This window comes from Clostridium malenominatum, from assembly GCF_039521365.1.
Taxonomy (GTDB): domain Bacteria; phylum Bacillota; class Clostridia; order Clostridiales; family Clostridiaceae; genus Clostridium_AW; species Clostridium_AW malenominatum.
Window position 1 is genome coordinate 914,125 of sequence record NZ_BAAACF010000001.1, and the last position, 13,822, is coordinate 927,946.

Annotated in this window: 18 protein-coding genes and 1 riboswitch; of the genes, 12 read left to right on the forward strand and 6 right to left on the reverse strand. The window is 30.1% G+C overall.

Features of this window, described 5'->3' with window-relative positions:
- Nucleotides 1-263 precede the first annotated feature (263 nt).
- The 3 genes from ABDZ69_RS04545 (at nucleotide 264) to ABDZ69_RS04555 (ending at nucleotide 2,445) form a co-directional block, all read left to right on the forward strand.
- Nucleotides 264-1,304, forward strand: a complete 1,041-nt coding sequence (locus ABDZ69_RS04545; protein WP_343767091.1) for a DUF6709 family protein — start codon at nucleotides 264-266, stop codon at nucleotides 1,302-1,304.
- Between the two features lie 223 nt (nucleotides 1,305-1,527).
- The gene (locus ABDZ69_RS04550; RefSeq protein ID WP_343767093.1) at nucleotides 1,528-1,836 is read left to right on the forward strand and encodes a hypothetical protein; all 309 of its coding nucleotides are present in this window, start codon (nucleotides 1,528-1,530) and stop codon (nucleotides 1,834-1,836) included.
- 30 nt (nucleotides 1,837-1,866) lie between these two features.
- Complete coding sequence (locus ABDZ69_RS04555) at nucleotides 1,867-2,445, forward strand: hypothetical protein (protein WP_343767094.1); 579 nt, start codon at nucleotides 1,867-1,869, stop codon at nucleotides 2,443-2,445.
- Nucleotides 2,446-2,520: 75 nt separating this feature from the next.
- On the opposite strand, the gene ABDZ69_RS04560 is transcribed toward ABDZ69_RS04555, so the two are convergent.
- Nucleotides 2,521-3,102, reverse strand: coding sequence for a flavodoxin family protein (locus ABDZ69_RS04560; RefSeq protein ID WP_343767097.1), 582 nt, complete (start codon nucleotides 3,100-3,102; stop codon nucleotides 2,521-2,523).
- A gap of 172 nt (nucleotides 3,103-3,274) precedes the next feature.
- Between ABDZ69_RS04560 and ABDZ69_RS04565 the strand changes: the two genes are divergently transcribed.
- Nucleotides 3,275-4,384, forward strand: coding sequence for a Coenzyme F420 hydrogenase/dehydrogenase, beta subunit C-terminal domain (locus ABDZ69_RS04565; RefSeq protein ID WP_343767099.1), 1,110 nt, complete (start codon nucleotides 3,275-3,277; stop codon nucleotides 4,382-4,384).
- Between the two features lie 39 nt (nucleotides 4,385-4,423).
- On the opposite strand, the gene ABDZ69_RS04570 is transcribed toward ABDZ69_RS04565, so the two are convergent.
- Nucleotides 4,424-4,783: a hypothetical protein gene (locus ABDZ69_RS04570; RefSeq protein ID WP_343767100.1), complete on the reverse strand. Its 360-nt coding sequence runs from the start codon at nucleotides 4,781-4,783 to the stop codon at nucleotides 4,424-4,426.
- 85 nt (nucleotides 4,784-4,868) lie between these two features.
- Nucleotides 4,869-5,399, reverse strand: a complete 531-nt coding sequence (locus ABDZ69_RS04575) for a hypothetical protein (protein ID WP_343767103.1) — start codon at nucleotides 5,397-5,399, stop codon at nucleotides 4,869-4,871.
- Between the two features lie 295 nt (nucleotides 5,400-5,694).
- Between ABDZ69_RS04575 and ABDZ69_RS04580 the strand changes: the two genes are divergently transcribed.
- Nucleotides 5,695-6,060 carry a hypothetical protein gene (locus ABDZ69_RS04580; protein WP_343767104.1) on the forward strand — a complete coding sequence of 122 codons (366 nt, stop codon included), beginning with the start codon at nucleotides 5,695-5,697 and terminating at the stop codon, nucleotides 6,058-6,060.
- 125 nt (nucleotides 6,061-6,185) lie between these two features.
- Here ABDZ69_RS04580 and ABDZ69_RS04585 read toward each other — a convergent pair whose 3' ends face one another.
- From ABDZ69_RS04585 to ABDZ69_RS04595, 3 genes are read right to left on the reverse strand one after another with little or no spacing between them, the layout of a single operon-like run.
- Entirely contained in the window at nucleotides 6,186-6,680 is a 495-nt protein-coding gene (locus ABDZ69_RS04585; RefSeq protein WP_343767106.1) for an anti sigma factor C-terminal domain-containing protein, read from the reverse strand.
- A 14-nt stretch (nucleotides 6,681-6,694) separates the two neighbouring features.
- Nucleotides 6,695-7,060 carry a hypothetical protein gene (locus ABDZ69_RS04590; protein ID WP_343767107.1) on the reverse strand — a complete coding sequence of 122 codons (366 nt, stop codon included), beginning with the start codon at nucleotides 7,058-7,060 and terminating at the stop codon, nucleotides 6,695-6,697.
- 47 nt (nucleotides 7,061-7,107) lie between these two features.
- On the reverse strand, nucleotides 7,108-7,659 hold the full coding sequence (locus tag ABDZ69_RS04595) for a hypothetical protein (RefSeq protein WP_343767110.1): 552 nt from the start codon (nucleotides 7,657-7,659) through the stop codon (nucleotides 7,108-7,110).
- A gap of 251 nt (nucleotides 7,660-7,910) precedes the next feature.
- On the opposite strand from ABDZ69_RS04595, the gene ABDZ69_RS04600 reads away from it, so the two are divergent.
- The 7 genes from ABDZ69_RS04600 to ABDZ69_RS04630 all read left to right on the forward strand — a co-directional run bounded on the left by ABDZ69_RS04600 (nucleotide 7,911) and on the right by ABDZ69_RS04630 (nucleotide 13,799).
- Nucleotides 7,911-8,438 carry a hypothetical protein gene (locus ABDZ69_RS04600; protein WP_343767111.1) on the forward strand — a complete coding sequence of 176 codons (528 nt, stop codon included), beginning with the start codon at nucleotides 7,911-7,913 and terminating at the stop codon, nucleotides 8,436-8,438.
- Between the two features lie 830 nt (nucleotides 8,439-9,268).
- Nucleotides 9,269-9,640, forward strand: coding sequence for a PH domain-containing protein (locus tag ABDZ69_RS04605; RefSeq protein WP_343767113.1), 372 nt, complete (start codon nucleotides 9,269-9,271; stop codon nucleotides 9,638-9,640).
- A 69-nt stretch (nucleotides 9,641-9,709) separates the two neighbouring features.
- Complete coding sequence (locus tag ABDZ69_RS04610; RefSeq protein ID WP_343767114.1) at nucleotides 9,710-10,180, forward strand: GNAT family N-acetyltransferase; 471 nt, start codon at nucleotides 9,710-9,712, stop codon at nucleotides 10,178-10,180.
- Nucleotides 10,181-10,266: 86 nt separating this feature from the next.
- A riboswitch (cobalamin riboswitch) is annotated at nucleotides 10,267-10,451 on the forward strand.
- A gap of 120 nt (nucleotides 10,452-10,571) precedes the next feature.
- Nucleotides 10,572-10,892, forward strand: a complete 321-nt coding sequence (locus tag ABDZ69_RS04615; RefSeq protein WP_343767116.1) for a CGGC domain-containing protein — start codon at nucleotides 10,572-10,574, stop codon at nucleotides 10,890-10,892.
- Nucleotides 10,893-10,924: 32 nt separating this feature from the next.
- Nucleotides 10,925-11,938, forward strand: coding sequence for an ABC transporter substrate-binding protein (locus ABDZ69_RS04620; protein WP_343767119.1), 1,014 nt, complete (start codon nucleotides 10,925-10,927; stop codon nucleotides 11,936-11,938).
- Nucleotides 11,939-11,940: 2 nt separating this feature from the next.
- Nucleotides 11,941-13,029, forward strand: a complete 1,089-nt coding sequence (locus tag ABDZ69_RS04625; protein WP_343767120.1) for a FecCD family ABC transporter permease — start codon at nucleotides 11,941-11,943, stop codon at nucleotides 13,027-13,029.
- Nucleotides 13,029-13,799, forward strand: a complete 771-nt coding sequence (locus ABDZ69_RS04630) for an ABC transporter ATP-binding protein (protein WP_343767122.1) — start codon at nucleotides 13,029-13,031, stop codon at nucleotides 13,797-13,799. The genes ABDZ69_RS04625 and ABDZ69_RS04630 overlap by 1 nt, the downstream gene beginning before the upstream one ends.
- The last annotated feature ends 23 nt before the right edge of the window (nucleotides 13,800-13,822 follow it).

The following is a 13,822-nucleotide window of genomic DNA, read 5'->3' on the forward strand; positions in this document are numbered from 1 at the left end:
CTAAATAGATGAAAATTATTTGCGTATCTCCACATAGCTAAAGCTTCAGAAATATCCTCGTCGCCACTTTAGTATATAAATCAAAGGGTCACATACACCTGAAGTTTTAGATCCAATTGTAGGTATCATGGGTATAAATGGAAAAATAATTGGGAAAAACCTTCAGCATTATTTGGAAAAATCGATAATATTATAGAGTACATAGACATTTAGACATAAAAGGGTTAAAGAGGAGGATTTTATTAATGAACCAATCATACTTTATGTATACTTATAGGAGAAGATGGGCTTATAGAATTATGGCACTGATATTTTGTGCGCTGATTGTTTTGGGAATTATAGGTATTGGAATATATACATATTATGATAAGACAAACAATGCAACTGTGGTTAAGACTTTTGAAGATTATAATAAAGCCCTTGACGATGATAGTTATATAGAAATTTCATCAGATGAGTTATATGATTTAGATATTGTAATAACAGAAACCATTAGCAAATTAGGAATAAAAATATCAGAGGATGTTAAAGCAAAATTTGTAGCTATAAGATTAGCTCCATATACATTAGCAGTATCTGTTCCAAAGGATGAATATAAAAAACTTATGAAACAAGAAAAGGGACCTTATATATTAAAGGGAAGATTAGTAGAACTTGAAGATGATGAACTGGAAGATATAAAAAAAGCAATGAAAGATAACCACTCACTTTCAGGGGGATTTCAATTAGTACCATATCTTCAATATTTAGAATACCAAAGTCCAATGAATTCAGCTTCAACTTATTTTGTATATGCAGCTTTATGTGTTATATTCGTTTTAGTTCTATATATAGGTGTTATGAGAAGAAATACTATGGCATTAAAAAGTCTTAAGAATTTTTCAAATGGAGATATTGAAATGGCCTGTACACAAATTGATAATGAGCTTAATCTACCTGATGTATACAGAAATGTGCCTATTACTATAACTAAAAATTATATTATTGTGGAAACTCAGCAGATTGTATTTGCTCTTCCCCTTAGAGAGTTAATGTGGGTATATAAAGAAACTATACAGAAAAAGATATATGGTTTTGTTCCAGCTGGTAAAACAAATAGCTTAGTTTTTGTTTTTTCTGATAAAAAAACTTATAAAGTTGATTTATTTAAAGGTGAGGAAACAATTGATGAAGTTGTTGAATATATGTGTAACAATTGTAAAACATCCTTTGTAGGACATTCAGAGGAGCTTGAAAATTTATTTAAAAAAGATTCTGATGATTTTATAGTTAAGTGGAGAATAAATAAGGAAAAATACAATTAAAACTAAGTAAAAAAGCAACTTTTGCATTGCCATTGGTTGCTTTTTTCTATATTTTATTACTATGTCGTTTTCCATTATATATTCAAGGTTATTATTATTTCCATATCATGGGAAAGCCGATTACAGTAATATGTAAAATATGTTATAATTTCTATGTGAGCTAATTCATATATAGTAAGAAATTACTTAGTAAGGATTATTTGTATTTTGATGGGGTGATTTTATGAAAAATAAATTTTTACATGAATTGCAGGAAGATATCTTAGATGGAAAGGGATATATTACATTATATAAATTTCTTTTCATTCCAGCCTTTATTATTACAATTGAAAATCCCGAATTTAAAAATCCTAAATTATATTCTGAAATATTTAGAGTTGCTTTATCTAGCATAGCTTTATTATTTTCATTCTTAGTTTACTTAAAATGTAAAGCCACTAGAGATGAAAAAGAAAATAAAGAAATTATTAACTATACATTTTTATTTCTTTTATTAACCTTTTTCTCTGTATATCAGCTTATAAAGAATTAACTTAATTTAGGGAAGGATGTTGTATATTAAATGAAAGCAAAATTTTTAAAGAAAGAATTTATTCTTGTTGTTTTATCCTTATTCCTTTCAAATATATTAATTGGTTGCTCTATGAATACATCTAAAACTGATTCTTACAATAAAGAGAACTCTTCAATATCACAGGACGAAAAAAAAGAAGTAAACCCAACTGAAAAATTAGAGAAAGATGAAGAAGATAAAGTAAGGGGTAAAGTTAAATTATATGAAGGCACTTATTTCGATGACAGGAATTTTGGAGACAATATCTTGGAAACCTATTGTCAAGTTGTCATTTCCAATGTGACGGATACTTCTTTTGATTTTACCGTATATGAATTAGATGGGAAAACAGAAGAAAAAAAGGTTATTTTCCTTACTAATACAGCAGTTTTTACAGGAGATGGAACAGAAGCTGCTTTTTATGGAAAGAATCATACCCTTCATTTTACATTTCCAGACGATCGTGGTGCGTATCCTGTTGTAATAGAAATGAAGATATCTGGATTTGAGCCATTGGAAGGTAAAGTTTACGTTAATAATGGAATACCAGGGCATGAATTTAGTAAAAATAATATGAAGCGTTTATAAATTAAGGCTTTTTATTGGATTTTATATACTTCAAATTCGTTGGCAGCACCGATTATCCGATTTCATAGAGTTTGTCTAGAAAGTACTGTTTATCAGCTGCCTGGCAAATGACCTTGAATGTTCAATTTTATCATCTGTTATAAAGACAGATTTATACCCAAAATCTCTTTCAGCAAGCATTCCAATATATTTTAGTTGAGAATGCTTACAATACCGTTTAATGCCTTCCTCAAATAAATCAGCTCCATTTTCTGGTCTATACCCACAAGTGCTTATGACAGCTAACTTTTTGTCCTTCCAAAGAGAAGGACCTTTTTCATCTCCATAGTACTTATTCATTCCATACACCAAACGGTCTAGCAGTGATTTCATTGGTGGTGTACAATACCATGAATAAATAGGTGTAGCTAAAATAATCACATCACAATCATATATTTTATCAAAAATTTCCTGAGTATCATCGCTATGTCTACATCCAAAAATTGTCCAGTCTTTTTGACAGTTCCGACAGGCAGTACAAGGTTCAATATGCTTATCATAAAGCCAAATCAAATCATGCTGAACTTGATGAAGTTCAAGTTCCTCAATAAACGGCTTTAATAATTTAGATGTATTTCCACTTTTTCGTGGGCTTCCCATAAGAATACAATATTTCATTTTATACCTCCATTTGTTGATAAATACTCTTCAAAACTAGCTGGATAGCAATTGTAATATTCAAAGATCTTGTTGTCTGATATCATAATTTATATTAACATAAAAATATAGTTATTAATAAGTATTATAGGAAGTAATTTATATTTTTATTAAAGCAAAGGGGAGAGTTATAATGGAGAGGGTTTATTTAAAGAGAGAAAATTGCTGTGGATGCAGCGCTTGTTATAATATTTGTCCTACAAAAGCAATTACTATGAAGCCAGATGAAGAAGGATTTTTGTATCCTGTTATTGATGAGAGTCTATGCATAGACTGTTATAGCTGTGTAAATGTTTGTCCTTTAATTACTGAAGGAAATAATAAAGAAAAGACTACACCAGACTTTTATGTAGCCAAGCATAAATCAGAAGAAGTTTTAATGAATTCTACATCTGGAGGAGCTTTTACTGCAATATCTGATGCCATACTAGGACTAGGCGGAGTAATTTATGGTGTGGACTACGACGATGAATTCAAGGTACTTCATAGAAGAGCAGAAACATACCAAGAAAGAAATAGATTTAGAATATCAAAATATGTACAAAGCAATCTAGGAGACATCTTCAAGGAAATTAACAAAGACTTAGAAGAGGGAAGAAAAGTACTATTTACAGGAACCCCTTGTCAGGCTGCTGGACTTAGAGGATTTATAGGGGATTCTAAATTAACTGAAAATCTATATGTATGTGATTTAATTTGTCATAGCATTCCTAGCCCTATAATTTGGGAGGATTACAAAAAGCTATTAGAAAAAGAACATGGTGGAAAGCTAACCAATGTTCAATTTAGATCTAAGATAATTGACTGGACTCGCGAAAATAGCAACAAATCCTTCTTATATACTACTTCAGGAAGTGAAGAAATCCTTAACGATGAAAGATTCTATAAACTTTTCTTTGGATTAAAAACTATTACTCGTCCTTCCTGTAGCGAATGTCCATTTACAGATATTCACCGTGCATCGGATATTACCATTGCAGATTATTGGGGGATTGAAAAATACGCTCCTGAGTGGATGGATACAAAAGGTGTTTCTGTAATTTTAGTTAACAACGAAAAAGGTGCAGACCTTCTCCAAAAATGTAGCGAAGGATTATTTTACGAAAAACGTGCAAAGGAAGAATCTCTTGCAGAACAGCAACGTTTAAGAGAACCTGTACAGTTCCCAGAAAACCGCAGTGAGTTCTGGGAAGATTATAGAAAACATGGTTTTGAGTATATAATTGAACAGCTAGATAAATAATATTTAAAGCATAACTTAGCAACAGTTGTTAAGTTATGCTCATTTTCTTTGGGTTAACAGTTGAACTCGTGAAGTCAAAGCATACTTATTTTCCACAGACTTTACATCAACGGTTATTTTGTCACCTACTACTAAATCCTCGAATTGTATATCAGCCACTTCCGAGGAAGTGTTATCAACATATATAAAATATACATCTGGCCCTTCACAATTTACGTAGCATTCTTCTCCTAAAATACTATTGTTATCTAAGCCCTTAACAACGATTCCTTTAATAACATTACTAATTTCTAGAATCTCTGCATTTACCCCAACATAAGTGATATCTTTATTATTGCTGCAGGCAGTTATGGAAAATAAAAGAATAATCAACATAATCATAAGTAATACTCTTTTCAATTATAATCCCTCCCCAAAATATAGGTAAATTTTACTTCGCATAAAATTACAATTATAAAATATTATATAAATTTAATAATGTGTATTATTCTAAATTGATGTTTCTAAAACTAATTGGAACACTATCTAAAGGATATTTCTTAAGAAAGTAATCTCCACTAAATTCTATAATTTTCTTTTCTGTACCACAGGTGTACTCATAGATTTGTTTTTCGTTAGCTTTATTCATCCCATATACCATTAAATACGTGTTAACTTCTGTTTTTTGATTGATGCCTAAATGTTTCACGTTAAATGCTGAAGAATTCCACCCAAAACCATCACGTTTAAATCTATTATTGTGTCTAATTTCATATATAGCATAACCGGTATGTCTATATCCAACTAAAGGATTATTAAAGGAATACAGGACAAATCTTTTGTTTAGTACATCCTCATATAACTCCGTTTTAACATCAGTATGTTGAGAATTGATTTCATGAGTTTTCTTTAATGTTCTAATTATTTGTTTTTCGATATCTAAAGTTATTTTTTCTTCTGATATATTTCTATTTATATATAATAAAAATACCATCAATATAACAAAGAATATTAGTATACACTTCTTTCTGCTCACTAAAGCGATTCCCCCCTGTTAAATCTATAGTATCAGTATGTTTTTAAGCCTGAAATAGATTCTCACTATTACGAAATAATTGATATATATATATTATACCACTATTTACCATGTGGTTATATATTAAACTATTCAAAATAAAGATGCTTAACTATATTTCAGAATATGAAAATTAATGTAATAAAGTGATAAATATGATACACTTTTCCTATGAGTTAAGATATATTTGTATAAAAATATGTAATAGTAAACTTAATTACTCTACAAGATAAATTGGAATTTGAGGTGAAATGCTATGGACAAATACACAAAAGAAGAATTGATAGAAGCACTACGAGTTGTATCTTCAACTATCAGTAAATGTGAAAAAATACAGCTAAAATTTGCAGAGGGTACCTCTCAACACACACTCCTTAGGAACAGGATAAAAGCAATGTATATTTCAAAATCATTAATAACAGATGAAAATGTTATGGACAAATATACTAAAGAAGAATTGATAGAAGCACTACGCCCCGTATCTTCAATTATCAGCAAATGTGAAAAAGCACAGCTAAAATTTGCGGAGGGTACCTCTCATCACACCCGCTTTAAGAACATAATAATAGCGATGTATATTTCAAAATCATTAATAACAGATGAAATTAGTAAAAGAGGCTAATTCACAATCTTCTTATTTAATGACTAAAATTAAAAACCGAATATTTTATATAAATACCGTCTTATTCGGAAATAGAAATGCAGTAGGCTTTTAGGCTTACTGCATTATCGAATAAAAATGAATTATTACTTTATATATTTTGAAGGTAAAATACTATTAATTTCTATAGTTTTAATTTTTTCATTGGCTATAAATTCTAGCAAATGTCTTGCCTCGGCATAAACTAAAACTCCATAAATATTTATTCCATTTTTCTCAACATAGCTTAAAGCGTTTTTATAGTATTCTATCTCGAAGCTGCTTATAGATTTAACGAACTGTTGTCTATCATTCATATAGGTTAATAATGAAATAAAATGTTTGGTATATGCCTCTTCTATTGAATCCCTTGCCTTGCCTACAGGATCGGGATCCTTTATATAGTCTGTTAATTGTAAATAAGGGTATTTATCTTTATCTGCGCTATCTTGATAGTTTGTTGGGACATCACTAAAAAAGTTGTAAAATCCAGATATATAGTAAGTACGTTCACCCTGGGGAACAGTTCGCACTCCAGACCATTTAAAATTAACTTGCCAGAAATATTTTTGTAGTAAGTCATCAAATTCCTCTATACTCAAATCCTCTTGAAATGTTATATTAGCAGAAACATAACATCATAATATTTACCAACCCTACCAACTGTCTTTTGAGAGGGGTTATAATAAAAACTGCTTACAACAGGGGAAACTACATAATAAGTAGCAAATAATATTAAAAATATAATAGAAACGGAAGCTAATATTACTTTCTTTAGTTTCTTATTTACCTTTCTTTTAATAACAGGGGTTTCATCATTAATATTTTCAGACAGGCCATCTTTTTCAAAATCTAAATTATACTTTTCAGATAAGTATTCTTCAATTGATTCATACTTATCAAGTTCTTCTTCTACTATTTTTATTTCTTCAGCAGAGGCTGTTCCGTCTTTATACTTATATAATAAATCTTTAAAACTCATTTAAAATCCTCCTCCAAACCCTCTTTTATTTTGCTTCTTTTGCAATGCTATTTAATAATATGTCCGCTCTTATCATAAAAGTTATATTTAGCTTTAATATCTCCATCTGAATCTTCAAAAAAACTAATAGATGGATTTGTAATAACTTCTTTTGCTTGAATTTCTCCGTTATCCATCATTCGTTCTATTTTAGCAAGCTTGGGATTATTACTGATAACAAATAAATTTGTAGTAATTGAAAAATCCCCCACTTTTAACTGAGAAAATTCGTATACAGTAATATCATGTGCTTTTTTAGTAGTTTTGTCTGCATCTATAACATTAATAAGTTCATAATTGCCATTCCTATTTATTCTAAATTGTGCATAGCCAACATCCTGATACTCCTGTGGATCTTTTAGTATATAACTAACAAGTCTATAATCATCAATCACAGTCCCATTATATACCATAACTGTTTTGTTAGTTTTAATCCGTTTTGAAATCATTTTTTCCATTGAAGCAATATCACTTTTAGGACGAGAAATAATTACTATGGATATACACACTATCAAAATAAAAATCATAGACATTGAAAAAACCCACCTCTTGTTCTTCATGTAGTCACCCCCACAAATTATAAATTTTATTTACTACGCTTTTATCTACAAATACAAAACAACTGATATATGCATTATACCACTATTTACCATGTGGTTATATATGAAACTATTTAATGAATTAAATAACACAATATACATAAATATTAATGATGTAAGTGGAAAATATGTTATAATTTACATATGAGATAAGTGGGAATTGTAAGATAATGTGAAGCAAAGAGAATTTATATTTTAGGAGATGAAGTATTGTGAAAAAATTTAAGAATTCATTTATTATGATTAGTTTATTATTAATATTATTAGTTTTAGCATCTTGCCAAAATAGGATGATACAAGAGCCAGCCATTAAAATATCATATGATTCTAAAGAATTAAAGCCAATTTATTATGGAAATAGAAATAATAAAGATGAAGAGGATATTGAAGAATCGATAAAAAGTGTTATGGTTGGGAAAAGGTTTATTGATTTGCCAACAATTTATTTTGGAGAAAAAATTGAAATTGAAGCAATAAATTTTAAAACAAATGAATTTGAAATCTATGATTATATAGTAGATGAAAGTGGTAATATTGTTTCTGATTATGACATAAACCCACTTATATTAACTTCAGTAGAAGACAGAAATACAGAATTTATATTTGAGAAAAGCGAAGACTTGGAAAGATATTATGATTATATGGTGGAAGGCAAATCCATACATTGCTTATTGATTAGAAGTAAGATAAACAAATCTTCTTTTGCATTCGCAACACTTGTATTAGGTCAGAGTAAATAATAATTATTTTTAGTCAATTAATTTTATAATTAAGACATATTCTTCTTAAATTGTGTCGTAGTAGTTGATTTATCTGAATTAACGATTATTTATTTTTTATTGAGGAGGGATTTTATGAAAAGGCTATTTAAGTCTTTTGTCTTTTGGTTTCTTATAATATCCATATTGGAAATATACATGCACCAAATAGGACAGGATTCGAAAAGCATTGTATTGATTTACTTAAATCCCGTTTTAAAAATTATATCTCGTTCCGATACAGGACGAGCTTTTATGGATTCGGGATTGCAAGTGCCTTCCAGAACAATATTGGGGCATATTTCAATATATTGGTACATTGGTTCAGTTGTAACCTTTATTATTTACGGCTTAATTTTAGATGGGTTTAGATACTTTCTCAGACATATCTCTAATACCACAAAATGAGCATAATCTGTATTGAATTTATTGTAAAATTTTCTTATAAGATGTTAGCTACAAAAACTAATAAGTATTCTAAACATCGCATTATTCATTAATTGAATTCTGGGGTGTTTTTACGTCATGATTCATTTTTTGAAAAGAGGTAGTTTCTTTTCATATAATAGAACCTGGCGTTAATTCTATAAGAATTTATACTAAGTAACAAGTATGATATAATATATAAAAAGGCAAGTAAGAAAAAATATATGGTTTGAAAGATTTAATGAATGGCTAGTTTCTGAATGGTGGTTTATAGAAATGTGTATTAACGAAAGGTGTGGTTTAAATGAGTAGATTAAATTTTGAGAGATTAAAATACATATTTATAAAGAAAATAGACAGTTTTTATAATATAGGAGGTAAATAAAATGGCAGAAACACAAAATATTTTAACATGGACACTGATAGCTGAATGCCCAATTCCAAACGACGTTAACGATTTATTGGTGGAAGGAGAAGTAGCGGTTGCTGCTTATAAAACATTCCGTGATAGCGCAGTTTTTACGAATAAAAGATTAATTGTAAGAGACTCACAGGGGCTTACAGGTAAGAAAGTAGAGATTTATTCTTTGCCCTATTCTTCTATAAATATGTGGTCTACTGAAAATGCAGGCAAGTTATTTGATCTTAATGCTGAAGTTGAATTATGGACTAGAGCAGGTCATATCAAAATCAACCTACAAAAGGGAGTAGATATACGTAAATTCGATAAGTTAATAGCTAATGCACTTCTAAGATAAAACAAGTAACAGCAGCAATTATTATGTGAAGTAAATTGTATAAATAAAAACTTTAAATGGGGTAGTATAGTGATTGAAACGGATAGATGTATATTAAGATGTTTTGAAGAAGAAGATTTAGATTCATTTATGACTTATAGAAACAATGAAGAGTGGATGAGGTATCAAAGTTTTAAGAATTTAACAAAAGACGAATATAGAAAAGCATTATTAGTTCCTTTAAATATGGAAAAGGGAATGCAAGTTGCTATTGCTGATAAAACCAAAGATAACCTTTTAGGGGATTTATATCTTTCAAAAAAAGAAAAAACTATTACAATTGGATATTCTATTAATCCAACTTATTGCCGAAAAGGATATATAACCGAAGTTTTAAAAGCCTTATTACCAAAACTTAAAATTGACTATCCTAATTGTGAAATAATAGCCATGACTGAGAAAGAAAACATACCTTCAAAAAACTTGTTACTTAAGCTAGGTTTTATATATGATAGATGGATAGAGGAGTGGCAGACAGAAGTTTATGTTTTTTCAAATTGATTGAAATGTTAGGATTATGAGTATAATCTATAGTAAATTTACTATTTGCCAAAAATAATTATCTATGGTAGACTTACTTGGTAAAATTGAATACGCAAAAATTAGGTTTAATAGATATTTAATCTATTAATTAAAAGGGAAGTGGGTTAGAATCCCACGCGGTCCCGCCGCTGTAATAGAGGAGTTCCTGCATTATACCACTGGGAAACTGGGAAGGTTGTAGGAATGTTGATGCTTAAGCCAGAACATCTGCCTAATTTTATTCACAGAAAACTCTACGAGCGATAGGGGGTGTAATAACTATGGAAATTTTCATGGATAAATAGCCCTTTAACTATATGTTAAGGGGCTATTATTGTTATGAATAAAATTTATAGTAAGGAGTTAGAAAATGAAAATAGCTATTGGAGTATGCGAAAAAATAAATGGAGTGTGTTCAACTATGGGGTGTTTTAGAGCTTTTAATAATAGAGAAAAACACTTTAGTATTTATGAAAATCATAGTGTAGAACTTATGTCATTTTTTTCTTGCAATATGTGTACAAGCAATTCAGATGAAAATTTAATAAAGATCGCGGAAAGACTAGAAGGAGAAGGAGTTACAAAACTTCACCTAGGTGCTTGCGTTGTTAAATGTAAAGCGGAAAGAACTAAGGAAATAAAGGGCATATTTGAGAAACATAATATATCAGCAGTAGAAGGTACCCATTAAAATTATTAAACTTAAGAGGGAGAGATATTGAAATGAAAAAAGTAATAAGTATTGTTTTATCAGCAATGATGGTATTAGGAGTAAGTGGATGTGACAACAAAAATGTAGCAAACTCATCCAAAACAGAAAATAAAGTAGAGGATATCAATAAGAACACATCACAGTATCCTCTTACAATTACAACCTATAATTATGAAAAGAAACCTGTTAATATTACATTTGAAAAGGCACCAGAAAAGGTAGTGGCAGTATACCAAAACTCGATAGAAACATTACTAGCATTGGGGTTAGAAGATAAAATCCTATTAGCATCAGGGTTAGATCATGAGGTTAAAGATGAATATAAAGATGCTTTTAGCAAGGTAAAATATCAGGAAAAGGTACCTACAAAAGAAGAGGTTATTGGATTACAGCCTGATTTTATATTGAGCTGGTATTCCTTATTTGGAGAAAAAAGATTAGGGGATGTAGGTTTTTGGCATGAAAGAAGTATAAATACATACATGTCACAAAATAGTGGTGTTATTAAACCAAATACTTTACAAAATGAATATGATGATATTTTAAATGTGGGTAAAATTTTTAATGTAGAAGATAAAGCTGAAAAAATCGTAAATAATATGAAAAATGAAATTGAGAAAGCAAAAGAATTTGTTAAAGGAAAAGAGCCTGTTAAAGCAGTGATTTTGGAAGTAAAGAAAGAGGGAGTATATAGAATTTACGGAGAAGATAGCATCGGGGGAGATATTGCAAAACAGGTTGGAGCAGACTTAGTAGCAAAATCAAACGGCGAAATAGGAAATGAAGATTTAGTAAAACTTAACCCTGAAGTAATTTTTACTGTTTATTACGGCAAGGAAATTGATAGGGATTCGGCATTGAAAAAAGTTATGGATAATCCAGCGTTTGGGAGTATTTCAGCGGTAAAGTCAAAGCGTGTTAATTCTATAATGTTAAGCGAAGTTTATGCAAGTGGTATAAGAACTTTAGATGGTATAAAGACAATTTCAAAAGGATTATATCCTGAATTATATAGGAATAAATAGTAATGAAAAGTATTGTTAAAAAAGATAGGGAAAGTGGTTTATTCAAAGGAACACCTACATACATAGGCATGGGGATTTTACTTATAATAATCTTAGCTTTTTCTATTGTAATAACAGTAACCATGGGCTCTTTTGATATCTCGATAAAAGATGTATACGGAATAATATTCTACAAGCTCTTTGGTATGGGCGATGGAGAACTTTTATCAAAGGGTCCCGTACACGATATTGTTTATTTTGTAAGACTTCCAAGAATTATATTGGCAGTTGCTGTAGGTATGGGACTTTCAGTATGTGGAGTGGTTATGCAGGCTATTGTAAAAAATCCTTTGGCAGACCCATATATACTAGGAATATCTTCAGGGGCCTCTCTTGGAGCCACTTTAGCTATTATGCTAGGTATAGGGATTGTTTTTGGAAGCAATTATGTAGGTATATGTGCTTTTATAGGAGCTTTTGTGATATCAATACTAGTGTTAATCCTTGCTAATGTAAAGGGGAGAGCTAATTCTTCAAAGCTTTTGCTATCGGGTATGGCATTAAGCACTGTATGCTCAGCATTTTCAAGCTTTATTATATATTTTGTTAATGACAGGGAGGGTATACAAACTATAGCCTATTGGTTATTGGGAAGCCTTGCAGGGGCAAAATGGGAAAATATTAGAGTGATTTTTCCTATTGTAATAATAGCTACATTATTTTTTATCACTCAGTGTAGAACTCTTAATTTGATGCTCCTTGGTGAGGAGGTTTCCATAACTTTAGGGACAGACCTTCATAAATATAGACAAGTTTATCTCGTAATTACGTCTATTGTAATTGGTTTTGTGGTGTACTCATCAGGGATGATTGGTTTTGTGGGACTCATTATTCCTCATCTTGCAAGAATGCTGTTTGGAACAGACCATAAAAAAATTATTCCTATATCAGCATTAATAGGAGCTATATTCATGGTCTGGGCAGATGTTTTGTCAAGGATTATGCTACCAGGAAGTGAGCTTCCTATAGGGATATTAATTTCCATGATAGGTGCTCCTAGCTTCATATATCTTATGGTAAGTAAATCTTATGGATTTGGAGGTAATTCTTGATGGAACTAAAAACTATAGGTTTAGAAACCTATTTGGGTGAAAATCACATATTAAAGGGATTAGACATAGATGTAGAAAAAAAGGAATTTGTAGGTATAATAGGGCCTAACGGAAGTGGAAAAAGTACGTTTTTAAAGTGTATATATCGTGTTTTAAAACCACATAAAGGAACAATATTCTTAGATGAGAAAAATATTAAGGATTTTTCTATTAAAGAAACCTCAAAGAAAATGGCTGTAGTATCACAGCATAATAACTATAATTTTGATTTTACTGTTGGCGAAATGGTTTTAATGGGAAGATCCCCTCATAAAAAAATTATAGAAAAAGATAATAAAAAAGACTATGAAATTATGGAAGAATCCTTAGAAAAGGTAGGAATGAAAGACTATGTTAAACGTAGTTTTTCAACTCTCTCTGGAGGGGAAAAGCAAAGGATAATTCTTGCCAGAGCATTGGCACAAAAAACAGAATTTCTTATTTTAGATGAACCTACAAATCATTTGGACATAAAGTATCAGCTTCAATTTATGTCTACAGTAAAAAGCCTTGGCATAACAGTGGTAGCTGCCATTCATGATTTGAATATGGCCGCTTTATACTGTGATAAGATTTACGCCATGAAATCAGGAGAAATTGTTAGATGTGGAACACCAAAAGAAGTTTTAACAAAAAACATAATAAGAACTTTGTATGAAGTTGAGGTTAAAGTTATTGAGGATGAGGAAACTGGTATTTTAAATATAGTTTATAAGCCAATTGTGAAATAGCTAGAAAACAACCATTGCACTTA

Excerpts from the sequence above, each read along its gene's own strand:
- ABDZ69_RS04545 (WP_343767091.1), top strand. The coding sequence starts at position 264 with ATGTATACTTATAGGAGAAGATGGGCTTATAGAATTATGGCACTGATA.
- ABDZ69_RS04550 (WP_343767093.1), top strand. The coding sequence starts at position 1,528 with ATGAAAAATAAATTTTTACATGAATTGCAGGAAGATATCTTAGATGGA.
- ABDZ69_RS04555 (WP_343767094.1), top strand. The coding sequence starts at position 1,867 with ATGAAAGCAAAATTTTTAAAGAAAGAATTTATTCTTGTTGTTTTATCC.
- ABDZ69_RS04560 (WP_343767097.1), bottom strand. The coding sequence starts at position 3,102 with ATGAAATATTGTATTCTTATGGGAAGCCCACGAAAAAGTGGAAATACA.
- ABDZ69_RS04565 (WP_343767099.1), top strand. The coding sequence starts at position 3,275 with ATGGAGAGGGTTTATTTAAAGAGAGAAAATTGCTGTGGATGCAGCGCT.
- ABDZ69_RS04580 (WP_343767104.1), top strand. The coding sequence starts at position 5,695 with ATGGACAAATACACAAAAGAAGAATTGATAGAAGCACTACGAGTTGTA.
- ABDZ69_RS04590 (WP_343767107.1), bottom strand. The coding sequence starts at position 7,060 with ATGAGTTTTAAAGATTTATTATATAAGTATAAAGACGGAACAGCCTCT.
- ABDZ69_RS04595 (WP_343767110.1), bottom strand. The coding sequence starts at position 7,659 with ATGAAGAACAAGAGGTGGGTTTTTTCAATGTCTATGATTTTTATTTTG.
- ABDZ69_RS04605 (WP_343767113.1), top strand. The coding sequence starts at position 9,269 with ATGGCAGAAACACAAAATATTTTAACATGGACACTGATAGCTGAATGC.
- ABDZ69_RS04615 (WP_343767116.1), top strand. The coding sequence starts at position 10,572 with ATGAAAATAGCTATTGGAGTATGCGAAAAAATAAATGGAGTGTGTTCA.
- ABDZ69_RS04620 (WP_343767119.1), top strand. The coding sequence starts at position 10,925 with ATGAAAAAAGTAATAAGTATTGTTTTATCAGCAATGATGGTATTAGGA.
- ABDZ69_RS04625 (WP_343767120.1), top strand. The coding sequence starts at position 11,941 with ATGAAAAGTATTGTTAAAAAAGATAGGGAAAGTGGTTTATTCAAAGGA.
- ABDZ69_RS04630 (WP_343767122.1), top strand. The coding sequence starts at position 13,029 with ATGGAACTAAAAACTATAGGTTTAGAAACCTATTTGGGTGAAAATCAC.